Origin of the sequence: Pseudomonas guineae (assembly GCF_900113745.1) — a bacterium.
In the GTDB taxonomy this organism is placed as follows: domain Bacteria; phylum Pseudomonadota; class Gammaproteobacteria; order Pseudomonadales; family Pseudomonadaceae; genus Aquipseudomonas; species Aquipseudomonas guineae.
This window is the reverse complement of the sequence record NZ_FOQL01000003.1, coordinates 280339-303351: the sequence shown is the minus strand read 5'-3', so window position 1 is coordinate 303351 and position 23013 is coordinate 280339. Positions and strand designations below refer to the sequence as shown.

Below are 23013 nucleotides of genomic sequence, written 5' to 3'. Positions count from 1 at the left end.
GTGTGCACAGGCAACCCCGCGAGTGCGTGATGAAACCCGACGATCTGCTGTTGCTGGTAACCCGCGAAATGCCCTTCGGCAAACACAAAGGCCGTTTGCTCGCCGATCTGCCGGGTAACTACCTCAACTGGTTCGCCCGCGAGGGTTTCCCTAAAAGTGAGATTGGTCGGCTGCTGGCGTTGATGCAGGAAATCGATCACAACGGATTGTCTGGCCTGCTAGACCCGCTGCGAACCAAGCCACGCGTGCCGTTCAAGGGCCAGTAAGCTGTTGCTCAGACAATAAAAAAACCGGCGCTCGGCCGGTTTTTTTATTGCGCAGGTGTTGCTCAGTTATTAACCAGACTGAGGAACTCGCTGCGGGTTGCCGCGTTTTCACGGAACTCGCCGAGCATCACCGAGGTGACCATGGAAGAGTTCTGCTTTTCCACGCCGCGCATCATCATGCACATGTGCTGGGCCTCGATGACTACTGCAACTCCGAGGGCGCCGGTGACCTGCTGGATGGCTTCGGCAATCTGCCGGCTAAGGTTTTCCTGAATCTGCAGGCGGCGCGCGAACATGTCCACAATGCGCGCGACTTTCGACAGGCCGAGCACTTTGCCGTTGGGGATATAGGCGACATGGGCCTTGCCGATAAAAGGCAGCATGTGGTGCTCGCACAGCGAATACAGCTCGATGTTCTTCACCAGCACCATTTCGCTGTTATCGGAGCTGAACAGCGCATTGTTAGTGACTTCCTCAAGCGTTTGTTGATAGCCCTTGCACAGGTACTGCATAGCTTTGGCAGCGCGCTTGGGGGTGTCGAGCAGGCCTTCGCGGGATACGTCTTCGCCAAGTTGGCCAAGGATCGCGGTGTAATTCTGTTCCAGAGACATGGACACTCTCGTAGGTCTTTGCAGAGCGCGCAGGGTAGGGCGCAGGGATAAGGCTGGCAAGTGCGCCAGCCGCTAGTTGCAGGGGCTTATTCGTCGCGACCATCCATCATGGTGCGCTTGAGCATCACGTAAACCGCGCCGGTGCCGCCGTGCTTAGCCAGGCAGGAGGTAAAACCGAGCACTTGGGTATGCTGCCGCAGCCAGGTGTTGACGTGGCTTTTAATCATCGGCTTACGGCCGTCCATGCGCACGGCTTTGCCATGGGTGATACGCACGCAGCGAACCTCCAGCTTGTTGGCTTCGGCGATAAATTCCCACAGGGTGTCGCGGGCTTTTTCCACGTTCATGCCGTGCAGGTCGAGACTGCCTTCAAAGCTGATTTGACCCAGCTTAAGCTTGCGCATTTGGCCTTCCTGCACGCCATTGGCTGCCCAATACAGCGGGTCTTCGGGGCCGACATCAATGACAAACTGATCGGATAGGCCATCAACCTTGATCGCGTCTACACGTGCCGTAGCCGCCTGGCGCAAGGTGGCCAATTGGGCACGATTGGTCTTTGGCTTGCCGGTGTCAGCACGGTCATATTTGATCGGTTTGACGCCATGCAGTTGGGCTTTAAACAGGGAAAAGTCGTCGTCTTGCATTTAGGGCCTGTTACCGTTTTGTTGGTGGCCGCGCCGATACGGCAACAGCCCCTACACTTGCGCGAAGGCCGCTAGTGTAACCAACCTGACGGCCTTGGTGCTGTGTGGATCAATCCGGCTCAGTCACGCTTTTTCATCAGGTGCGGGGCCATACTCAGGTCGCTGGGGCGGCGCAGGCGGCGGCGGCAACGACGCCAGAGCAGTACACCAACGCTCAGCAGCAGCAGACCAATGCCTACCAGTACGCTTGCCGTTGTCGGCGACTCGTTGAGCGGGCCGAATGCCGCTGGCTGGCCGAGTAGGGTGGCGGTGCCAGCCATGGTCAGCATCACGCCGAATGTGGCGAACAGCGCCGCCAGCCCAGCACCCAGGCGAAAGCGCCAGTTGCTGCCATTGCGTGGGCGCAATCGGCGTGCATCAAACCCATTGGAGAATTTCATTCCGATTTTCTCATGCCAAATTCCTCAGTGGCTATCGGCGTTATGACCGGCGTGTGCTGGCGTGGTTCAACGGGGGCGGCTGTTCCCTGTGTCGGCGCCCGCTACCACGCGGCGTAAGGCGGCTCAGATCAGCGCGCTGGCGTTTGGCACCACCGCGGCAAAATTGTCGGCTAGAGCGATCATCTCGGCGCGATGCATGTCGGAGGCACTGATGATTTGGCCGTCGAGAGTCGGCAGGTCACGGGTGGCGCATGCAGCATCGACCACGGTGCAGCGGTAACCATAGTCTTTGGTCGCCCGCACCGTGGTGCTGATGCTCGAATGGGTCATGAAGCCGCAGACGATCAGGTCCAGGTGCCCCAGCGACTGCAGGCGCTCATGCAGGTCGGTGCCATTAAAGGCGTTGGGCATGCGCTTTTCGACGATGATTTCCCCGGGTAGCGGCGCGACTTCGGGCAGGTGCAGGCCGCGTGGACCTCGGGGGTCGAGCAGACCGTCGGGAATACCCAGGTGTTTGATATGGACAATGGCGCTACCGCGTTCACGGGCAGCTGCCAGCAGTTTGGCAACCTCTTCCAGTGCTGCATCCAGCCCTGGAAGCTGCAAAACGCCGCTGCGGTATTCCTCTTGCGCATCGATGATCAGCAAGGTCGCATTGCTCAAGCTGGCGGGGGCATGGCTGCGGCCAGTGAGGGCGAACATCGTTTTTGCGGACGACATGGCAGAAACTCCAGGCTGGCATTGACGGACTGACCATTGTCCACCCGTGTCGTGCTTCTGTGAACCTCTGTCACCAATCATCTGCTCGTCGCCTGAGCGGCGAGCAGGCGCGAGTGGCTGCTGAGGCCCGGTGATTGCGCGTGACCCAGCGTGCTATTGAGCCGCCCGCTGAGTCCGGTTACAGCGCTATCGGTTGCGCTTAGTACAGGCCAAACAACTCGAACTGCAGGTACCAGATCCCCAGCGAGCCGAAGAAGTTGACCAGGATGGCGGGTAAAAACTTCAGGTGCACGGCGAAGCTATAGGTTTTGTCCAGCGACATGGCCATGATCCCCGCTGCTGAGCCGACCACTGTCAACGAGCCGCCGATGCCGACCATCAGGGCATTCAGCGCCCATTGGTTAAGCCCTAGGTCGGGATTCGACATCAGCGCCGCCGCTTCTACTGGCACGTTGTCCATCACCCCGGACGCGACACCGAGCACGACGTTGACGGCGGTGGGGTGCATCACCTCGAACAGCCGCGAGATATATGACAGCCAGCCCACATGGTTAAGGCACGCCACCGAGGTGATGATGCCGATAAAAAACAGCAGGGCGTTCCACTCGACCTTTTGCAACTGGTCTTGCCAGGGTAGTTCGATGCCGCGGCGCATCAGCAGCCAGGCGTAGAGAGCGACGATACCTAAGCCAATGCCGATGGCAAATTCGATGCTGACTTTCAGCAGGACATTGCACAGCACCGCACCGAATACTGCGCAGAAACCCACCAATGCTAAGCCTGCACCGCCAGGCTTGAGGGCGGATTCGGCGGAGTCCGCAAGGTGAACCAAGCTCTCTCCATTGAGTTTGCGCAGGTAGAAAAAATGCAGGGTAGCGGCGAACAGCAACCAGCCAATCAGCGCAGACGGGATCAGCAGCAGTAAACCGGCGATGCTGATTTTACCGGCCAGTACCACCATTAGGCTGGTCGAGGTGCCAAGAAACCACACCCCGGAGTTGGAGGCGACCACGATGTTGCACAGCGATATGTGGGTGTAACGCTGATTGGTCGAAATGCTTTTCACCGTTTTGCCGAAGATCATCGCCGTGGTGATGTTGTTGAGAAACGGCGAGAGCAGCGCCGACAGCGCCCCGGTGGCCCAGAACATGCCGCGCGCGCCGAGGCCTTTGCGCATCAGGTAGCCGTTGAGCGCGGTGAACACGTTCCGCTCATTGAGTAGCTCGACGATCATCCACATAAACGCCATAAAGGCGATCAGACCGAACAGTTCTTCCTTGATCTCGCTTTGTGCATGCAGGAAGTACTGGAAGCCGTTCGGATCATAAAACGCGTAGTGGGCACCGATAACGATCAGGCCGGACATCATGAACATCGCCGGCTTGAACTTATCCATCTCCAGTTGTGCTTCGAAAACGATCAGCGTCATGCCAATCAGGAATATCGCCAACACGAGCAGGCCCGTGAGCGAGAAGGGATCTATGACCATTTTTAGAGGATTCTTGAGAAGGGAGGGAAGGGTTATAAATTGGTAACAAAATTATACGGCGGTGCGTAATGCTTAGGCAGGTTTACTTTGTGACTGCTGCGGCCTTAACGGTCAGCAATGCGTCACCCCGATAAGCCGGCGCGCAGTCCAAGCGCGAGCAAAGGTGGCAGGCTGTTAGAATGGTGAACTTTTTCCTGTGGAGAGCTGCTGTGACCGACGCTATACATGCCCACCCAACCCGCCTGCGCACTGTGCGCGACTACATTCGCTGGGCGGTCAGTCGGTTTCATGGCGAAGAGCTGTTCTTCGGCCACGGCACCGACAATGCCTGGGACGAAGCCCGCCAGCTGGTCCTCGGTGCCCTGCACCTGCCGTATGAAATTGCCGACAGCTACCTCGATTGCCGCCTGGAAGACGACGAACATGCGCATCTGCATGCGCTGCTCGCACGGCGCATCGACGAACGAGTGCCCACCGCCTACCTGTTGGGCGAAGCTTGGTTTTGCGGCATGTCGTTTATTGTCGATGAGCGCGTGCTGATCCCGCGCTCACCGATTAGCGAGCTGATTGAGCAGCACTTTGCGCCCTGGCTGGCCATGCCGCCGACGCGAATTCTTGACCTGTGCACCGGTTCGGGTTGCATTGGTATCACGTGTGCGTATGAGTTCCCTGACGCCGAGGTGGTACTGGGTGACCTGTCTTTCGAAGCCCTAGAAGTGGCCAACCAGAATATTGAGCGTCATGGCCTAGATGAGCGTGTGTACACCGTGCAGGGCGATGGCTTTGACGGGCTGCCGGGTCAGCGTTTTGACTTGATCGTGTCTAACCCGCCCTATGTCGATGCCGAGGATTTTGCCGACATGCCGGCCGAATACCAGCACGAGCCGGAGCTAGGCTTGGCCTGCGGTGAGGATGGCCTGGACCTGGTGCGGCGCATGCTGGCCGAGGCCGCCGACCACCTGAGCGAAAAGGGTGTGCTGATTGTTGAAGTCGGCAACAGCCAGGTGCATGTCGAAGCTCTCTACCCAGAAGTCGATTTCACCTGGTTGGAGTTCACGCGCGGCGGCCACGGCGTATTCCTTCTCGCTGCCCAGCAGTGCCGTGAGCATCAGGCGTTATTCCGCGCGCGCCTTTAGTTCTGAAGTAAAGACGCTGCAGTTGCAGCCTGATGAGCCCGTTGTTTGTCCTAACGCAGGGGCAAATGACGGCTAATCAGGGCGCGCAAGGCCGCTGGCTTGACCGGCTTGGGCAGGAAGTCGAGGCCGGCGGCATGCACTTGGGCGATCAACTCGGGGCGACCATCGGCGCTGATCACCACGCCCGGCAGTGGCTCACTCAAGTATGTACGCAACCAGGCCATCAGCTCAGTGCCGGTTTCACCGTCATCCAAATGAAAGTCCACCAGCGCCAGCTGCGGCCGCACGTCTTCACTGAGCAGGTGTTCGCATTCCAGGCGATTACGCGCGGTCCACACCTGGCAGCCCCAGCGTGATAGCAGGCTGTGCATGCCCGTGAGGATGCTGTCTTCATTGTCCACGCAAAGCACCTGAATGCCGGCCAGCGGCTGGCCGTGCTGGTCTAGCTGGGCAACCGGCGCAGGGGTTTCGGCTTGCTGTGCGAGGGGCACGGTGACACTGAACACGCTGCCCTTGCCCGGCCAGGAGCGCACTCGCAGCGTGTGCCCGAGTACTCGGCACAGGCCATCCGCAATCGCCAGGCCCAGGCCCAGGCCTTTCTCGGCACGGGTCTGGTGGCTGTCCAGGCGTTTGAATTCTTCGAAAATTACTTGGCGTTTATCGTCCGGTATGCCCGGGCCGCGATCCCAGACTTCCAGGCACAGATGCTGGCCTTGTCGGCGCACACCCAGTACCACGCGCCCCTTGGCATAGCGGAAGGCGTTAGTCAGGAAGTTCTGCAGGATACGCCGCAGCAGTTTGATGTCGCTGTCCACCCGCAGGCGGCTGCCGCGCATACGGAAGTCCACGCCCTGCTCTGTGGCCAGTACTCTGAACTCTGCACCGAGGGTGTCGAACAGGTTGTTCAGCACGAAGGCATGGCGATCCGGGGTGATGCGGCCGTTTTCCAGGCGTGAGATGTCCAGTAGGTCGCTGATCAGGTCTTCGGCCGAACGCAGCGAGCTGTCCAGGTGGCGTACCAGTTCACGGGCATCCGCAGGCAGCACATCGTCTTGGTGGGACAGGGCGGCGGAAAACAGCCGCGCGGCATTCAACGGTTGCATCAGGTCATGGCTGACGGCAGCAAGAAAGCGGGTTTTTGATTGATTGGCGCTCTCGGCCACGCGCTTGGCGTCGGTCAATGCTTGATTGAGTTGCGACAGCTCATGGGTGCGTTCGCTGACGCGCTGTTCCAGGCCTTCGTTAGCGTCCTTGAGCGCGCGCTCGGCTTCACGGAACTCGGTGATGTCAGTAAAGCTCATGACAAAGCCGCCGCCGGGCATGGGGTTGCCGATCAGCTCAATAAACTGACCGTTGGGGAACAGGCGCTCGGAGGTGTGGGCCGTGCCCTGGCGCATCCAGTAAAGACGTTTACTGACCTGCTCCTCAACATCGCCACCACCGAGCAGACCCCGCTCGGCATTAAAGCGGATCAGCTCAGCCACCGGGCGGCCAACATACACCTGCCCTTCGGGGTAGTTGAACAGCTCGATATAGCGGTTGTTCCAGGCTACCAGGCGCAATGATTGATCGACCACGCTGATGCCCTGAGTGATGTTCTCGATGGCCCCTTGCAACAGCGCGCGGTTGAACTGCAGCACCTCCGAGGCTTCGTCGACGATGCGCACCACGTCCTCGACCTGCATCTCGCGGCCTTCGATGGCCGCTTTGACCACAGCACGGGTCGAAGAGGCACCCAGTACGCCGGCCAGCAGGCGCTCGGTGTGGGCGATCCAGTCACTGTTGGCGGTCTGGCTGGGGTCGAAGCCTTTGCCCTGGCGGTAGGCAAATCGCATAAAGCTCTGGCGTGCACGGTCTTCGCCGACAAAGCGGTTGGCTAATAGCAGCAAATCGCCGACCTGTACCGCGAGCATGCTGCGGTTGCTCGGCTTGTTGCCCAGGTCATGACCAATAAAGCGCCCGGCCTGCCAGTACTCCGCCACCCGCGCGCGGGAAAAGTAGGACACCCAGGCAAACAGCAGGAAGTTACCGGCCAGCGACAACACCACGCCACGGGTCAGTGGATCGACCGTAAAGCCAATGGTGCCGTAGAGCAGGGTTTGGATACCCGGCAACACATCCACGGGCCAGCCGAGGCTGCGGGCGAGCAACGGCATGACCAAGGTGTAAAACCAGATCAGTGCGCCGATAAACAGCCCGGCAAAAACCCCTTGGCGGTTGGCTTGCTTCCACACCAGTGCGCCGAACATGGCCGGTGCCAACTGACCGATGGCGGCAAAGGAGACCTGGCCAATGGTGGCCAAGCTGGCATTGGAGCCGAGCAGGCGATAGCAGACGTAAGCCAACAGCAAAATCACTACGATGCTGACGCGGCGCGCGGTGAGCATCCAGTGGCGGAAGGCTTCGAAGGGGCGCTCGGTATTTTGCCTGCGCAATAGCCAAGGCAGCAGCATATCGTTGGAAATCATGGTCGACAGCGCCACAGAAGCCACAATGACCATGCCCGTGGCGGCCGACGCGCCGCCGATAAACGCCAGCAGGGCCAGGGCCGGGTGAGCTTCGGCCAGCGGCAGGCTGATGACGAAGGAGTCTGGTGTAACCCCAGCCGGCAGCAGCATCTGCCCGGCCAGGGCAATTGGCACCACGAACAGTGCGGCCAATATGAGATAGGCGGGAAACACCCAGCGCGCCAGCTTCAAGTCCTTGGGCTCGATGTTCTCCACCACGGTCACGTGAAACTGGCGTGGTAGGCAGATGATGGCGATCATCGCCAGGCCGGTCTGCATCATCATTGCCGGCCAGTTGACGGTTTCCGCCCAGAAACTCTCCAGTGCAGGGCTGGCATTGGCCTGGCTGAATAGGTCGGCAAAACCGTTGTACAGGCCATAGGTGACAAAGGCACCGACCGCGAGGAAGGCCAGCAGCTTGACCAGCGACTCGAAAGCAATCGCCAGGACCATGCCGCGGTGGTGTTCGGTGACATCCAGGTTGCGCGTGCCGAACAGTATTGTGAACAGCGCCAGAACCAGTGACACGATTAGCGCGGTGTCCTGAGCGCCTGTACCGTTGGCGCCCGCGCCAGCTCCACTCAGCAGATTCACGCCGAGCACGATGCCCTTAAGCTGCAGAGCGATATAGGGCAACACCCCGACCAGACAAACCAGCGCCACCACCACCGCCAGCGCCTGGGATTTGCCGTAGCGTGCGGCAATAAAGTCGGCAATCGAGGTGATGTTTTCCTGCTTGCTGATCATCACCATCTTCTGCAGCACCCAGGGTGCGAAAACCAGAATGATGATAGGCCCGAGGTAAATCGGCAGAAATGACCAGAGCTGCTCGGCGGCCTGGCCGACCGCGCCAAAAAATGTCCAGCTGGTGCAGTACACCGCCAGTGACAAGCTGTAGACCCAGGCCCGCACACGCGGCGGCATGGGCGCGGCGCGGCGGTCACCGTAGAACGCGATGGCGAACAGAATGGCCATATAGATCAGCGCAACCGCGGCGATCAGCCCGCTGGACAAGGTCATGCATACTCCAAAAACAAACGAGAGGGGCGGCGCGTTCGTAACGGGCAGCGCAATGGTCGCCAAAGCCTAACGCATCAGCGCCCGAGACAGATTATGGGCTGCAGTTTCGCAGTAAAGTTGCGATGCGTCAGGCACGACCAAGGTCGCACGCGCAAAGGTCATATGATTGTTGTGGATTGTGCACACTGATGCGCGCTGTTAGCGTGTCGCGCCTGCGACTCTGTCCGAGGAGGGACCCTATGTTCAAGCCGCAACTGATTACCCTGCAGCGTGGTGGATTGCGCATCGAACCCATGGTCGATGCGGATATTCCAGCGTTGGTAAACCTGGCCGAAGCCAATCGTGCGGAACTGGTGCATATGAATGGCACTCAGCGTCTGGACTGGTATCGCGAGGGCTTGCATGAACAGCGCGAAGGGCGCGCCTTGCCCTTTGTCATCCGCCTGGATGAAAAGCTGGTCGGCACCACACGCTTTGCTGATTTTGTCAGCAGCCTGCCGGCCGCAGAAATCGGCTGGACCTGGTTGGACCACAGCCAGCACGGCACGGGCCTTAACACCCTGATCAAATACCTGATGCTCAAGCATGCCTTCGAAAATTGGGGCATGGTGCGTGTGCAGCTAAAAACCGCTGCCAGCAACCTGCGTTCGCAACGCGCCATCGAAAAGCTCGGGGCGCTGCGTGAAGGCGTTCTGCGTAACCACCGTCGGCTGGCCGATGGGCGTTTGGATGACACCGTGTTGTACAGCATCACTGACCATGACTGGCCCGTGGTCAAGCAACAGCTGGAGGCGCGCTTCAGCGGTTGATGTATGGCGCAGGCGGGCATCGAGCAAACACGGTTTTGGCAATCACCCGAGTTGGCCGGCGTGGAGTTGCTGCACGCGCATTTTATTGAGCAGCGCTTTTCGCCCCATGTGCACGAAGGTTTTGTGTTTACCGTAATCGAGCAGGGTGCCCATCGGTTTCAGCATCGCGGTAGCGAGCATCTGGCGCCGGCCGGCAGCATGATCCTGATCAACCCAGACGAGCTGCACTCCTGTTCAAAAGCGCATGATCAGGGCTGGCAATACCGCGCGTTCTACCCCGAGGTTGGGCAGGTGCGTGAGGTGTTGGCAGAGTTGGAACTGGAGCGCGGCGGTCTACCCAGTTTTGCCGCGAGCGTGTTGCACGATGCGCTGCTGGGGCAGACGTTTGCCGACTTGCATCGTCTACTGGACAGTCCGGCCAGCGCTTTGCAGCAGCAGAGCGCCTGGCGTGAGGCGATTCTGCTGTTGTTTCAACGTCATGGGCGTATTCCAGCGGGCCTCACGCCAGGCCACGAGCCACAGGCTGTGGCGCGGGCCAAGGAGTTACTGGCCAGTCAGTTGGCGGCGCCGCCGTCGCTGGAGCAATTGGCGCAGGCCGTGGGTTTATCACCGTTTCATTTCGCCCGGGTGTTTCGCCGTGCCACGGGCCTGCCGCCACACAGCTGGCTGATGCAGCGCCGGCTGGAGCAGGCGCGCGGGCTGTTGAGGGATGGCTGCGCGCCGCTGAATGTGGCGATGCAATTGGGCTTTGCTGACCAGAGCCACCTAAGCCGTCAGTTCAAACAGGCCTATGGCGTGGCGCCGGGGCAATATCGCCAGGCCCGCGCCATTCGTTAGCGTGTCGCCATCCAGATCAGCAACCCCGCCTGAAACATGCAGAAGGCCACCAGGCAGGTGATGGTGAAACGTAAACTGCCGTCTTCACGTTTGAAGAACTCGATGCGCTCGGTCAGTTTGCGCACCTTCACATCCAGCTCGTGCAGGCTCTGATCGGCTTGCTGCAGCATGCCGGCAGCGTCCAGTAACTTGATGATTTGCACTTTTTCCGACTGCCAGTCGCCATGCAGCGAGCTGACCCGTGGTGCGCTGCACTGTGCCTTGATGTTTAACGGGTCGAGGTACTCGACAGTAAAACCCTGGGCCTTGAGGCAATGGTCGCGGCGGGCGCGAGCTTCATCACTGAAGGCGCTCTGGCTCGGCAGTGGGGTGCTTTCCACCTGGTAATGGGCGAATTGCTGCCGCGCCCAGGCAATCCCCTGGGCCAGCATAAACCGCCCCAGGCCACGATTTTCAGGCTCTACGCTAAGACCTTTGTCCGGACCAAAGCGCACTATCCGTTGCTCATGGTCCGCCCAGACGTCGAGGATGTTCTGTTCCGGACGTACCCGTTGCCCGGGCAGTTGCAGGGTCAAGCGCAGCAGGCTTTGCTGCTTACTCTGGCGCTCGACGCGGCCCAGCTGGATAAAACGCAGCGGCCGCGCGCCGGTGTGGCGGTCGGTGGGCAAGGGGGCCAAGCGCAATAACAGAAAGTGCTCGGGTACCAGCTCGGCCCAAGGGTGAGCGGGTACGACTTCCTCGGGTGCGGCTTCGGTATCGGTTTGCGGTGCGGGGCTGGTGGTCATAAACAGCGATCCTGTACGCGACGCCCTCACGATAGCGCCTGTCAGTGCGCTTATCGGCCGTTAATCGGCTAACTGGAGGCTGGCACTTTGCTGCTGCGCAGGATGAATCGGACGATCTGCTCGCTGAGGCCATGCGCCAGCGGTAACTGGGGGTTGTCATAGCTGGCCAGTTGCGCAGGTAAATCCAGCGCGCTGATGCGCAGCATATGGTTCATTCCCGGGATGATCAGCAGCTCGGCATCCGGTTTGGCCGCTTGCAACGCCTGAGCATCGGCGACGCTGACTTGAATGTCATGGCTGCCTTGTACGATCAGCGTCGGGATTTGCAGGCGGGCAAAGGCCTGGCCGGGGTTCTGTTGCAGCAGCGAGATCAAGTAAGGCTGCACGCTGGGACGAAACAGCACCTGCAACTGCTTGGGTACCTGCGGGCTCAGCTGTCCGGCTAACAATCGGTCGAGCAGCTGATTGCTTTGTTCGAGCAACGGCGGCGGAAGGCGCGCCGCCAGCTGCTCACGTAAGAGTTGATCAATCGGGCGCGAGCTGCCAGCGATTGCTACGAGAGCGTCGGCGCGGGCCTGTTCGGCGGCCAGGCTGGCAATCAGCGCGCCTTCGCTATGACCGATCAGAATCAGCTGGTCAAACGCCGGGTTGGCCTTGAGCAGCTGCGCCCAGGCCACTGCATCGCTGACATAACTCTCGACACTGAGGTCGCGCTCATCCGGTGTGGCGGCGCGGCTGGCGGCCACGCCGCGCTTGTCGTAGCGCAGGCTGGCGATGCCTTGTTTGGCCAGACTCTGCGCCAGGCGCTTGAGGCTGTCGCTCTGGCCGCCTTCAGGGTTGTTGCCGTCACGGTCGGTGGGGCCGGAACCGGCAATCAGCAACGCCACCGCCACTGGCGTCGTAACGCTGGGCTTAAGCAGCGTGCCGTAAAGCATGCCCTCGGCCGTTTGCAGGTGCAGCGCTTGCTGCACGCTGCTGTGTGAGGCGCTGTTGGCAGCGGCTTGAGCCAGGGGCGGGAGTAAGCAAAGGGTCAATAGAAGCGCTCGCAACATGGATAACAACTGCCAAAGGGGGAACCGTTGGACGGTTATACGCGCTGAAGGTTCGAGGATGAACTGTGCGAACGCCACGGGTATACTCGCCGCCTTACTTAAGCGGGGCTTGGCGCTGTTTTGCGCGGCCCTGCGTTGATTTTCGCGGAGCGTTTTGCACATGTCCGGCAATACCTACGGCAAGCTGTTCACTGTCACCACCGCTGGCGAAAGCCATGGCCCGGCGTTGGTCGCCATTGTCGATGGCTGCCCGCCGGGGCTGGAGATTAGCCTGGAAGACCTGCAGCGCGACCTTGATCGACGCAAGCCGGGCACCAGCCGCCACACCACCCAGCGTCAAGAAGACGACGAAGTGGAGATCCTCGCAGGGGTGTTCGAGGGTATGACCACCGGTTGCTCGATTGGTCTGCTGATCCGCAATACCGACCAGAAGTCCAAGGACTACTCGGCGATCAAGGATTCCTTCCGTCCGGCCCATGCCGATTACACCTACCACCACAAATACGGCGTGCGTGACTACCGTGGTGGCGGTCGCAGCTCGGCGCGCGAAACCGCGATGCGCGTGGCCGCCGGAGCCATCGCCAAAAAATACCTGGCCACCCAGGGCATCGTCATCCGCGGCTATATGAGCCAGCTGGGGCCGATTGAAATCCCGTTCAAGAGCTGGGAGTCGGTCGAGCAGAATGCTTTTTTCAGCCCAGACCCCGACAAAGTGCCGGAGCTGGAAGCCTATATGGACCAGCTGCGCCGTGATCAGGACTCGGTTGGGGCGAAGATCACCGTGGTCGCCGAAGGCGTAATGCCCGGCCTGGGCGAGCCGATTTTCGACCGTCTGGACGCCGAACTGGCCCATGCGCTGATGAGCATCAATGCGGTCAAGGGCGTGGAAATCGGCGCCGGGTTTGCCAGCGTTGCGCAGCGCGGCACCGAACACCGCGACGAGCTGACGCCGGCAGGTTTCCTCTCCAACAACGCTGGTGGCATTCTGGGTGGGCTCTCCAGTGGCCAGCCGATTGTCGCGCACCTGGCACTCAAGCCAACGTCGAGCATCACCACACCAGGCCGCTCGATTGATGTTGATGGCAACCCGGTGGATATCATCACCAAGGGCCGTCACGACCCCTGCGTGGGCATTCGTGCCACACCTATCGCTGAGGCGATGATGGCCATCGTGCTGATGGACCATCTGCTGCGTCATCGCGGGCAGAATGCTGATGTGCAGGTCAGCACGCCGGTGCTGCCACAGCTGTGATCAGCCGCGCGGTTCGGCTGGTATCGCCTCACGCCACGGCCTCGGGTTTATGCGTCGCATGAGCCCGGGCTTGCCTTACTGGCGCCTGTCCGGGTTCTACTTTTTCTATTTCTCGCTGCTCGGCGCCACCGCGCCGTTTCTCGCGTTGTATTTCGACCACCTGGGGTTTTCTGCCGCGCGGATCGGCGAGCTGATCGCCATTCCCATGCTGATGCGCTGCATTGCGCCGAATATCTGGGGCTGGCTGGGGGATTACAGCGGCAGGCGGCTGGCCATCGTGCGCTTTGGCGCACTGTGCACACTGCTGTGTTTTGCCGGCATCTTTATCAGCCAGAGCTACGCCTGGCTGGCGTTGATCATGGCGTTACACGCGTTCTTCTGGCATGCGGTGCTGCCGCAGTTTGAGGTCATCACCTTTGCCCATCTCAAAGAGCAGGCCGCGCGCTACAGCCAGATTCGCCTGTGGGGCAGCATCGGCTTTATTGTCGCGGTGGTGGGCCTGGGCAAACTGTTCGAGCTGCTCAGTTTAGACGCCTATCCCTGGGCGCTGATTCTTATCATGGCCGGCATTGTGCTGAGCAGCTGGTGGGTGCCCAATGCGCAGCCACAGATGCGGCCCAATACTCCGGATCAAGGCGGCTTCCTGCAGCAGCTACGGCGACCGGGAATTCTCGCCTTCTACATCAGCGCCGGTTTGATGCAGCTGAGCAACGGCCCGTACTACACCTTCCTCAGCCTGCACCTGGAAGCGCTGGGTTACTCGCGCGGGGTGATTGGCCAACTGTGGGCACTGGGCGTGCTGGCCGAGATTATGTTGTTTATGGTCATGGCCCGGTTGCTGGCACGCTATTCAATACGTACCGTGCTGCTGGCGAGCTTTCTGATTACCGCGCTGCGCTGGCTGCTGCTGGGCAACCTGGCCGGGCATCTGCCGGTGCTGCTGTTCGCCCAATTGATGCATGCGGCGACCTTCGGTGCTTTTCATGCGGCGGCCATGCATTTTGTTCAGCGCAGTTTTGCCGATCGCCAGCAAGGCCAGGGCCAGGCGCTGTATGCCGCGCTGGCGGGTGTCGGCGGTGCCTTGGGTGCACTGTATTCCGGCTACAGCTGGCACAGCCTTGGGGCGGCCTGGACTTTTGCTATCGCCAGTCTGATTGCCCTGTTCGCCGCTGTGATCACCGCGCGTTACATGCGAGATGAGCGTCCGTAACCCTATTCACTGAATTCCAAGGCTTGAATTGAGCCCTTTCTGATCGTACGAGAGCCCTGCCCATGAGCTGCCTGACCGTCTACCACCAGTCCGCACCCGCGCATCCGAACAAGCTGCTGAGCCATGCCGAAGACATTGCCAGCACCCTAGCTGCCGTCGGCGTGCAGTTCAGCCAAGTGCCTTTGCAGCAGCCGGTGATTGCCGGCACGGCCAGCGCTGAGCTGATGACGGCCAATCACGCGCAAATCAATCAGCTGCTGACTGCGCATGGCTATGCCAGTGCCGAAATACTGAGCCTGTGTGATGAGCGCGGCGAGGGCAGCGAGTTGGCCCGCGCGCTGAGACAGGAACAGGCCTGCCAGCCCGCTCACCTGCACTATTACTTGGCGGGTCGTGGCCTGCTGGCGCTGCATATCGGTGAGTATGTCTACGGCCTGTTGTGCGAGAAGGGCGACTTGGTGCAACTCTCCGCCGGTACCGCGCACTGGTTTGATGCTGGCGAGTATCCGCGCTTTGCCGTGCTGCGCCTGTTCGACAGTGCGCAGGTGCCCGTTTTTAGCCCGGTAGAGGGTGATTTCGCCGCTGCGTTTGCCGGCCTAGATGACTGCTAATAGGTCGAACAGCTGAACTCTTCTGCCGAGCGTCTATCCTAGGTAAGCGATCCCTTCGCATAGGAGCGACACTCTATGGGTTCAATGTTTAACGGTTTACTCGGGCTGGTCATTCTGGCGCTGGATATCTGGGCGATTCTCAGCGTGATCAAAAGCAACGCCGAAACGGGCATCAAGGTGTTGTGGATATTGTTGATCGTGTTGCTGCCGGTGCTCGGCCTGATTATCTGGGCGTTGATGGGGCCACGTGGCACGGTCAAGTTCTAATGCTTTGGCGGTCTGGTGCGTGGCTGTTAGCGTTGTGCTTATTGAGCGGCGCCGCCCAGGCCGATGATAAGCACGCCTGGACGGCGCTGCGTGAAGGCCGCGCCGTTTTGCTGATGCGTCACGCCACCGCGCCTGGCACCGGTGATCCGGCGAATTTTCAGTTGGGTGACTGCCGTACTCAACGCAACCTCAATCAGGTCGGTCGCGAGCAGGCGCAGCGCTGGGGGCAATTGCTGCAACGTCAGTGGATTAAACCGCGTCTGCTCAGCAGTCGCTGGTGCCGCGCTCAGGATACGGCTCGGGAAATGGGCATTGCTGCAGTCCAAGCGTTGCCCGCCCTGGATTCGTTCTTTCAAACCCCCACCACTGCCCGAAAGCAGACGGCTGCGCTGATCGAACAGGTCAATGCGCAAGCCCGTGGCACGCCCATGGTGCTGGTCTCCCATCAGGTCAATATCACGGCCTTGACCGGCATCTATCCGGCGTCTGGCGAGGGGCTGATTCTGGCCTTGCCGCTGCAAGCACCGGCACGCTTATTGGCGCGTATTCAGCCCTGAATTATCGTGCGTTAAATACTCAGCAGCCGCTGTTCCGGTAGCTGCGCCCCTTCCAGTTTGAGCAGCAGTGCCTTGCGCGGCAAACCGCCGGCATAGCCTGTGAGGCTGCCGTCGCGGCCGATTACTCGGTGGCAGGGAATGATGATGGCAATCGGGTTAGCGCCATTGGCAGCGCCCACCGCGCGGACTGCTGTGGGCCGTGCGATCTCGGCGGCGAGGGCGCTGTAACTGCCGGTCTGCCCGTAGGGAATGCGCAGCAGCGCCTGCCACACGGCGAGCTGAAAGGCCGTGCCTTGCGGCGCTAGGCGCAGTTCGAAGCGCTGCCGGCTACCGGCGAAGTACTCATCCAGTTGCTTGCACACCTTATCCAGCTCATCTGTCGCGTTGCGCCAGTGTTCGCCGATATGCCAGGGCTTGTCATCGATATCCATGAGCAGCTTTTGCAGGCCGGTTTCGTCAGCGGCCAGCAGCAGGCGACCGATCCGGCTGTCGTGGTAACGGTAGAACATCGGTTCAGCCCTCTGAATAGTTGTGCCACAGGTGCGCGGCGGCGTAGGCGCGCCAGGGTCGCCAGGCTTCGGCGCGGGCCTTGAGCTGTTTTGCGTCGATGCCAGCCACGCCCCATACCGGTGCCTTGAGCAGGCCCAGGTCACTGGCGGGAAAGGCATCGACCTCGCCAAAGGCGCGAAGCGCAATATATTCCGCGGTCCACGGGCCAATGCCAGGCAGGGCGCACAACCGCTCGACAAAGGCCGTGTAGCCATCCTGCAGGTCCAGGCGCAGGTCGCCGCTGGCCACCTGCGCGGCGAAGTGTTGCAGGGTTTGCACGCGCTTGCCGGGCATGCCGATGCCATCCAGATTGGCGTTGGCGATTGCCTGAGGACTGGGAAACAGCCGTTGAATCTCAGGTGCGTCAGCAAACTGCAGCGCTTCACCCAGACGGCTAACTAGACGGCCGGTAATGGTCACTGCTGCTTTGACCGTGACCTGCTGGCCAACGATGGCGCGTACGGCTTGCTCAAATGGCTCGAAGGCAGTCGGTAAGCGCAGCCCAGGGTTGCGTGCTACCAGCGGCCCGAGCTGCTCGTCGGTGGCAAAATGCGCGCTGATCTGCTGCGGTTGGCAGTCCAAATCAAACATCTTGCGCACCCGCGCGGTGAGGGTCGCCAGGCAAGGCTGCAGCGATTGGCTGTAGTGCAGCTGCAGTGCGGGTTGATCAGCCAGCGCCTGCACGCGGAACCAGCCGCGCTGGCCATCGAGGTGCGCGCTACGTGCGTAACTGTGTGGCTGCAGGCATTCCACTCCAGCCAGGGCACGCAAGGCAAAGTGTGCATGGAACTGTTGCCACTGCCAGGGCGGCTGATAGCTCAGTAGCAGGGGGGTGGGTGATTGGCTCATGGCCGAACAATACCCGCAGCCCGGCCGGCTGTCAGTGCAGAACTGACTTTCAAACTGAGGCGAGTAGCGAGCGGTTGAGGCGTTTGCCCCCTCTCTGCTCGGCAAAGGGGCCTCGATTAATGCTGCCCGGCCACGCGCTGATGCAGCTGATGGGAAAGCTGCTCAAAGCGCTGCCGAATCGCTGACCTGGGCCGCACCGGTGTCGATGATTTGCTGCGACTGGCTGAGAAGGTCAGCCTGGGCGATAGGCGTCAGCTGCGCCGTTCAGCTCAGCGTCTGGCGGTACTGCCCAGGCGTCAGGCCCTTCCAGCGCTTGAAAGCATGGAGGAAGTTTGACACTTCGCTGTAGCCCAGACGTTCGGCAATATCTTCCTGGCTCAGACTGGCTATGGCGAGTAGCTCTTCGGCCAGGGCTTGGCGCACTTCCTCCTGCAGTTGGCGAAAGCTGCTGCCCTGGTCTTCCAGGCGACGGCGCAGAGTGCGGCTGCTGATATTCAGCTCACTGGCGATCACTTCCATATCGGCCAGCCGGCCCGGGGTACTCAGCAAACGATCGCGAATCTGTCCGGCCAGGCCGCTACGCACCTGACGTTTGGCCAGCAGGGCCTGGCACTGCAGCTCGCAGAGCTGGGCGCTGTGCGGATTGGCGCGAGGCAGGGGCAGGTCGAGCAGGTAGCGGGGGAAACTGATGCGATTCTGCGCGCAGGCAAATTCCGGTAATAGGCCGAACTGTTCGGTAAATCGCGTCGGATCGGCCGGTGTAGGCAGGCTCAGTTGCACGCTGCTCAGGGGCACCTTGGCGCCGGTCAGCTCGCGTTGAATCACCATCACCGCGACCGCGTCGCGTAGCAGCAGGAAGTCGCGCACGCTGTCTGGTAGGTGGCTGCCATCCAGCTCCAGGTGCGCTTGGCTGGCATCTTCGTACAAGGTGATGCGGTTAAAGGCAAAGGTCAGGTCTAGGTAGCGCAGGCCCAGTTCAGCCGCCTGGCGGAAGGTCTGGCTGCTGAGTAGAGCGTACCCCCAGATACCGTAGGTGGTCAGCTGATAGCGCAAGCCAGCCTGTAAACCCAGGTCATCCTGGTCGGGCAGGGCGTTGATCAGGTTGCGGATCAGTTGCAGTTCCTGCGTGCCTTCGATTTCGCTGTGCAGCTCGGCCAGTTGCAGGGGGCTAAGGCCGGTATTGAGCAGGCAGCGTTCGACACTAAGGCCATGGTCGAGGCCTAACTGGGTCAGCAGTTGTGCGCTGGTGATGCTGCGTTTGGGCAGGCTCAGGGTAGTGCTTGGCATAGGGTGTCCGCTGCGATTGTCCGAAAGTCACAATCGATTGGCCGACTATGCCATAACTGATCAGGCGGCAGGTAAGTAGCATCCAGCTACCGCTACTGACAGCGATTGGGGAATAACAATGCATAACAACACCCAACGTCCGGCCCCCTTGCGCGTGCTGATTATTGGCAGCGGCTTTGGTGGCCTGGGTATGGCCATTCAGTTGCAGAAGGCCGGTATCGAGGATTTTCTGCTGCTGGAAAAAGCCGCAGAAATCGGCGGCACCTGGCGCGACAACAGCTACCCCGGTGCGGCGTGCGATGTGCCGTCACACCTGTACTCGTTTTCTTTCGAGCCGAAAATCGACTGGAGCCGTAAGTTCGCGCCGCAGGCGGAAATTCACGGCTACATGCTGCACTGCGTGGCCAAATACCAACTGCGCACGCGTATTCGTTGCAATGCCGAGGTGGCCTCGGCAGCGTTCGATGCGGCTGAGGCGCTGTGGCGAGTGACCCTGAGTGATGGTGACGAGCTCTGCGCCGACGTGCTGATCAGCGCCTGTGGCCAGCTCAACCAGCCGGCCTACCCGGCGCTACCCGGAATCGAGGGGTTTCAGGGCGAGGCCTTTCATTCGGCGCGTTGGCGACATGACCTGGACCTGTCCGGCAAGCGTGTGGTGGTGATCGGCACCGGTGCCTCGGCAATCCAGTTTGTCCCGCAGATCCAGCCTAAGGTGGCCGAGCTCAAGCTGTTCCAACGCTCGCCGGCTTATGTGCTGGCTAAGCCGGACCGCGCCTACAAGCCTTGGGAACTGGCGCTTATGCGCAGGCTACCCTGGCTGCAGCGCATCGATCGTGGCCTTAAGTACCTGCAATATGAGATGCGCGGCCTGGCGTTTATCAGCCTGCCGTGGCTGATGAAGCTGATGCGCTTCACCTTTGACCGGCATTTAAACAAGCAGGTCAGTGACCCACACTTACGTGCGCAGTTGCAGCCGGATTACCCTATGGGCTGTAAGCGCATCTTGATCAGCAATGATTACTTCCCGGCATTGGCAAAGCCCAATGTGACGGTGATCAGCGAGGCGATTAGCCGCGTCAGTGAAACGGCGATTATCACCGCCGATGGCCGCGAGCACCCCTGCGATGTGCTGATCTACGGCACCGGCTTTGCCGCCACGGATTTTCTCGCGCCGATGCAGATTACCGGGCTCGATGGGCTGGAGCTGAACCAGGCTTGGCAGGCCGGCGCCGAGGCCTACAAGGGCATCAGCGTCAGCGGTTTCCCCAACATGTTTATCCTTTACGGGCCCAATACCAACCTGGGGCACAACTCGATTATCTACATGCTGGAAAGTCAGTTCCGTTACGTGCTCGGTTGCATCGATGTGCTGCGCGAGCAGGACGTGCGCTATTTGGATGTGAAAGCAACGGTGCAACAGCGCTACAACCAGCAAATCCAGGCCAGCTCGCATCGCACGATATGGGAGCAGGGCTGCTCAAGTTGGTACAAAACTGCATCTGGAAAAAGCACCAACAACTGGCCGGGCTACACCTTTACCTACCGCCAACAAACCCGCGCACCGGAGTTGAATGACTATGACTGCACCCGTTGAGTTCACTGCGCCAGCGGCCGATCAGACGTTTTTACGCGGCGTATTGCGCACCAGCTTGCGTCTGTTATTCCGAGGTTTAGTACGCCCACCGATGCCGATTACCGGGCAGCGCGCGGTGCTACGTCTACTCACAGCTGCTAGCCCGGCGCTGCGTGGTATCACCCGCAGCACCGGCATGCTTGGCGGGCGACCCTGTGAGTGGCATAAGCCACCGAGTGGTCGCGGCAGCGTGATGCTGTACCTGCACGGCGGTGCTTACCTGATTGGCGGAGCGAATACCCACCGGGCAATTTGTGGCCATCTGGCCAAACGTGGGCAAATGGATGTGTGTGCACTGGATTACCGCCTAGCGCCAGAACATCCATACCCGGCCGCCCGTGATGATGCGCTTGCAGCATTCCAAGGGTTGATCGAGCTGGGTTACAAACCGTCGAAAATTGTTTTGGGGGGCGACTCGGCCGGCGGCAACCTGAGCCTGATTACCAGCTTGCGCTTGCGCGACTTGGGCCTGGAGCAACCGGCAGCGTTGGTGTGTTTTTCCCCCGTTACTGACTTTACCGGCACCCAGTTGCATGAGCCGCCAGCCGGTGACCCGCTGATTCACCCTAAGTGGATAGAGCAGGCGCTGGCGTTGTATTGCCCGGCCGACGTGGCACATGACGACCCCGGCTTGTCGCCGCAGTTTGCCGACCTGCACGGCCTCGCTCCACTGCTGATTCAGGTGGGCGAAGACGAAATTCTGCGCAATGACAGCCTGCGTTTTGCCGACAAGGCCCAGGCCGCCGGTGTTGATGTGCAGCTGCAGCGTTACCCAGGCCTGTGGCACGTGTTCCAAGCGCACGCCGGTATGCTCAATGCAGCGGATTTTGCCCTGGCTGAAGTGGTGAGCTTTCTGCGCGCGCGGGGCTGCTGATGAACAATATTCTGATTACCGGTGCAGCCTCTGGCATCGGTGCCGCAACGGCCCGGTTGTTTCATCAACAGGGCTGGCAGGTGGGCTTGCTGGATATAAACCCGCAAGCCCTGGCCGAGTTAGCTAGCGAACTGGGCAATGCTTGGCATGCCCAGCTGGATGTGACTGACGCGGCGGCGGTTAAGGTTGCCCTGGCAAACTTCTGTGCCTTGCAGAGCGGCCAGTTGCGCCTGCTGTTCAACAGCGCCGGTGTTCTGCAGTGCGGTCACTTTGAGGCAATTGAGTTGAGCGAACATGCGCGTATTTTGCAGATCAATGTGCAGGGCACGCTAAACATGACCCATGCGGCGTTTGCCTACTTAAAAGCCACACCGCAGGCCCAGGTGATTAATATGGGCTCGGCCTCCGGGCTGTATGGCGTGCCGCATTTGGCCAGTTATTCGGCGTCCAAGTTCGCCATACGCGGGCTGACCGAGGCGCTGGAGTTGGAGTGGGCCAAACATGACATTCGCGTTGGCGACCTGATGCCGCCCTTTGTCAGCACGCCGATGCTCAACAACCAGCGTTTCCAAGCGCCAGTGCTGCGCCGCCTGGGCGTCAAGCTGGAGGCTGAGGCAGTGGCGCAGGCGGCTTGGCTGCAGGCGCAGCGTAACCATGTTCACCGGCCGATCAGCCTGCAGTTTCAGTTTTTGTATTGGTCGGGGCAGTTAACCCCGTCATGGCTGACGCGGCGCATCATGGCCTGGCTGGGGCGTGAGTGATGTTTCAGTCAGGCGGAGTTAAACCCATGATGCATAGGCGCTTACAAGTTTCGCTGGGCAAGCGCCGTGTGATAGGACTAGTCTGCAAATAACGCTCCTGACTTGCTCGCTCTGAGCAAGCCTGCGTTGGCCAGCCTTGGTTTCAGGTCTGGCTTATGACACATCAAGCGGCGTGATCGCTTGATTCTCGGGCGGCACTGCCACTGGTGCCGCGACATCGCTGAAGCTCAAGCGGTAGCAATGGGAAAGCGTTTAACAGGTCTTCGCACTGCAGTATCGACATCGAGTTGGTTCTTTAGCGTCCTGTAAATTTATCCATCGCCTGAGGAGTTCACTTCATGAGCACAGCCTTGCACGACGATGTTAGCAATGGGGTTCTACGGCGGATGAAGGAAGGTGGCTTCGACTTCGCCAGCTTCCATCCCATCGAGTTCTACGCCCTTTTCCCTGATGAGGCGCGAGCCCGCCAGGCCACCCGTAAATTTCGCGGTGAGTCGTTACACGCCTTGGTGACCGAGCGCGATGACGGCGTTTGGCACCTGCAAGTCAGTAAAGTGATGTTTGCCACCTGTTATGGGATTGATGACTTTGAGCATGACCTCGGGTCAGTCGTGATCCCTCTCGGCGGCAAGTTGGATGGGTGGGGCGTAACCCAGGAGGTGAGGCAGCCCTGAGAACCGGCTTACGGTCTGCTGCGCGTCGGCCTTGCTGGGTTAAAAACAGGTTCGGAATGCTCATTTACAACCCGTAAACTCCGCTTGGTCGTCGTTTTGACCAGCCGGAGGCTGTTACTAACGTAGCGCCTTGCATGACTCTAGCTCGCGAGATCGTAAACAGGTTCTGCAAT

24 protein-coding genes are annotated in these 23013 nt (G+C 60.3%); 13 read left to right on the top strand and 11 right to left on the bottom strand.

The window, feature by feature from the left end; all coding sequences use genetic code 11:
• The first annotated feature begins 29 nt into the window (after positions 1-29).
• Entirely contained in the window at positions 30-266 is a 237-nt protein-coding gene (locus tag BMZ32_RS12890) for a DUF3820 family protein (RefSeq protein WP_090242590.1), read from the top strand.
• A 62-nt stretch (positions 267-328) separates the two neighbouring features.
• On the opposite strand, the gene folE is transcribed toward BMZ32_RS12890, so the two are convergent.
• The 5 genes from folE to nhaD all read right to left on the bottom strand — a co-directional run bounded on the left by folE (position 329) and on the right by nhaD (position 4170).
• Positions 329-877 carry a GTP cyclohydrolase I FolE gene (folE, locus tag BMZ32_RS12885; protein WP_090242588.1) on the bottom strand — a complete coding sequence of 183 codons (549 nt, stop codon included), beginning with the start codon at positions 875-877 and terminating at the stop codon, positions 329-331.
• Positions 878-963: 86 nt separating this feature from the next.
• Positions 964-1521: a Smr/MutS family protein gene (locus tag BMZ32_RS12880; RefSeq protein ID WP_090242586.1), complete on the bottom strand. Its 558-nt coding sequence runs from the start codon at positions 1519-1521 to the stop codon at positions 964-966.
• 119 nt (positions 1522-1640) lie between these two features.
• On the bottom strand, positions 1641-1961 hold the full coding sequence (locus tag BMZ32_RS12875; RefSeq protein ID WP_090242584.1) for an LPXTG cell wall anchor domain-containing protein: 321 nt from the start codon (positions 1959-1961) through the stop codon (positions 1641-1643).
• 123 nt (positions 1962-2084) lie between these two features.
• A complete protein-coding gene (locus tag BMZ32_RS12870) occupies positions 2085-2681 on the bottom strand; it encodes a cysteine hydrolase family protein (protein WP_090242582.1) in 597 nt (198 codons plus the stop codon).
• A gap of 199 nt (positions 2682-2880) precedes the next feature.
• Positions 2881-4170, bottom strand: a complete 1290-nt coding sequence (nhaD, locus tag BMZ32_RS12865; protein WP_090242579.1) for a sodium:proton antiporter NhaD — start codon at positions 4168-4170, stop codon at positions 2881-2883.
• A gap of 221 nt (positions 4171-4391) precedes the next feature.
• On the opposite strand from nhaD, the gene prmB reads away from it, so the two are divergent.
• Positions 4392-5306 (top strand): 50S ribosomal protein L3 N(5)-glutamine methyltransferase, encoded by a 915-nt coding sequence (prmB, locus tag BMZ32_RS12860; protein WP_244153987.1) that lies wholly within the window; start codon positions 4392-4394, stop codon positions 5304-5306.
• A gap of 50 nt (positions 5307-5356) precedes the next feature.
• On the opposite strand, the gene BMZ32_RS12855 is transcribed toward prmB, so the two are convergent.
• On the bottom strand, positions 5357-8833 hold the full coding sequence (locus BMZ32_RS12855) for a hybrid sensor histidine kinase/response regulator (protein ID WP_090242576.1): 3477 nt from the start codon (positions 8831-8833) through the stop codon (positions 5357-5359).
• Positions 8834-9072: 239 nt separating this feature from the next.
• Here BMZ32_RS12855 and BMZ32_RS12850 point away from each other — a divergent pair, with 239 nt between their 5' ends.
• Both BMZ32_RS12850 and BMZ32_RS12845 read left to right on the top strand, forming a co-directional pair.
• A complete protein-coding gene (locus BMZ32_RS12850) occupies positions 9073-9642 on the top strand; it encodes a GNAT family N-acetyltransferase (protein ID WP_090242574.1) in 570 nt (189 codons plus the stop codon).
• 3 nt (positions 9643-9645) lie between these two features.
• A complete protein-coding gene (locus BMZ32_RS12845; RefSeq protein ID WP_090242572.1) occupies positions 9646-10479 on the top strand; it encodes an AraC family transcriptional regulator in 834 nt (277 codons plus the stop codon).
• Here BMZ32_RS12845 and BMZ32_RS12840 read toward each other — a convergent pair.
• Together BMZ32_RS12840 and BMZ32_RS12835 are read right to left on the bottom strand one after the other, a co-directional pair.
• Positions 10476-11264, bottom strand: a complete 789-nt coding sequence (locus BMZ32_RS12840) for a hypothetical protein (RefSeq protein ID WP_090242569.1) — start codon at positions 11262-11264, stop codon at positions 10476-10478. The two genes, BMZ32_RS12845 and BMZ32_RS12840, sit on opposite strands and share 4 nt — an antisense overlap.
• A 68-nt stretch (positions 11265-11332) precedes the next feature.
• Complete coding sequence (locus BMZ32_RS12835) at positions 11333-12316, bottom strand: alpha/beta hydrolase (RefSeq protein WP_090242567.1); 984 nt, start codon at positions 12314-12316, stop codon at positions 11333-11335.
• Between the two features lie 160 nt (positions 12317-12476).
• On the opposite strand from BMZ32_RS12835, the gene aroC reads away from it, so the two are divergent.
• The 5 genes from aroC to BMZ32_RS12810 all read left to right on the top strand — a co-directional run bounded on the left by aroC (position 12477) and on the right by BMZ32_RS12810 (position 16213).
• Positions 12477-13568: a chorismate synthase gene (gene aroC, locus BMZ32_RS12830; protein ID WP_090242565.1), complete on the top strand. Its 1092-nt coding sequence runs from the start codon at positions 12477-12479 to the stop codon at positions 13566-13568.
• Positions 13569-13626: 58 nt separating this feature from the next.
• Entirely contained in the window at positions 13627-14778 is a 1152-nt protein-coding gene (locus BMZ32_RS12825; protein WP_090242562.1) for an MFS transporter, read from the top strand.
• Between the two features lie 62 nt (positions 14779-14840).
• Entirely contained in the window at positions 14841-15389 is a 549-nt protein-coding gene (locus tag BMZ32_RS12820; RefSeq protein ID WP_090242560.1) for a hypothetical protein, read from the top strand.
• 75 nt (positions 15390-15464) lie between these two features.
• Positions 15465-15656: a PLDc N-terminal domain-containing protein gene (locus tag BMZ32_RS12815; RefSeq protein ID WP_090242558.1), complete on the top strand. Its 192-nt coding sequence runs from the start codon at positions 15465-15467 to the stop codon at positions 15654-15656.
• Positions 15656-16213, top strand: a complete 558-nt coding sequence (locus BMZ32_RS12810; RefSeq protein WP_090242556.1) for a histidine phosphatase family protein — start codon at positions 15656-15658, stop codon at positions 16211-16213. Before BMZ32_RS12815 ends, BMZ32_RS12810 begins: the two co-directional genes overlap by 1 nt.
• A gap of 11 nt (positions 16214-16224) precedes the next feature.
• On the opposite strand, the gene BMZ32_RS12805 is transcribed toward BMZ32_RS12810, so the two are convergent.
• The 3 genes from BMZ32_RS12805 to BMZ32_RS12795 all read right to left on the bottom strand — a co-directional run bounded on the left by BMZ32_RS12805 (position 16225) and on the right by BMZ32_RS12795 (position 18898).
• On the bottom strand, positions 16225-16722 hold the full coding sequence (locus tag BMZ32_RS12805) for a methylated-DNA--[protein]-cysteine S-methyltransferase (RefSeq protein WP_090242553.1): 498 nt from the start codon (positions 16720-16722) through the stop codon (positions 16225-16227).
• A gap of 4 nt (positions 16723-16726) precedes the next feature.
• Positions 16727-17611 (bottom strand): DNA-3-methyladenine glycosylase family protein, encoded by an 885-nt coding sequence (locus BMZ32_RS12800; protein ID WP_090242552.1) that lies wholly within the window; start codon positions 17609-17611, stop codon positions 16727-16729.
• A gap of 264 nt (positions 17612-17875) precedes the next feature.
• Positions 17876-18898: an AraC family transcriptional regulator gene (locus tag BMZ32_RS12795; RefSeq protein WP_090242551.1), complete on the bottom strand. Its 1023-nt coding sequence runs from the start codon at positions 18896-18898 to the stop codon at positions 17876-17878.
• A gap of 118 nt (positions 18899-19016) precedes the next feature.
• Here BMZ32_RS12795 and BMZ32_RS12790 point away from each other — a divergent pair, with 118 nt between their 5' ends.
• The 4 genes from BMZ32_RS12790 to BMZ32_RS12775 all read left to right on the top strand — a co-directional run bounded on the left by BMZ32_RS12790 (position 19017) and on the right by BMZ32_RS12775 (position 22840).
• Positions 19017-20492, top strand: a complete 1476-nt coding sequence (locus tag BMZ32_RS12790; RefSeq protein WP_090242550.1) for a flavin-containing monooxygenase — start codon at positions 19017-19019, stop codon at positions 20490-20492.
• Complete coding sequence (locus tag BMZ32_RS12785) at positions 20476-21405, top strand: alpha/beta hydrolase (RefSeq protein WP_090242548.1); 930 nt, start codon at positions 20476-20478, stop codon at positions 21403-21405. Before BMZ32_RS12790 ends, BMZ32_RS12785 begins: the two co-directional genes overlap by 17 nt.
• Positions 21405-22166 (top strand): SDR family oxidoreductase, encoded by a 762-nt coding sequence (locus BMZ32_RS12780; protein WP_090242546.1) that lies wholly within the window; start codon positions 21405-21407, stop codon positions 22164-22166. Before BMZ32_RS12785 ends, BMZ32_RS12780 begins: the two co-directional genes overlap by 1 nt.
• A gap of 338 nt (positions 22167-22504) precedes the next feature.
• Complete coding sequence (locus BMZ32_RS12775) at positions 22505-22840, top strand: ribonuclease E inhibitor RraB (protein WP_090242544.1); 336 nt, start codon at positions 22505-22507, stop codon at positions 22838-22840.
• Positions 22841-23013: the final 173 nt, after the last annotated feature.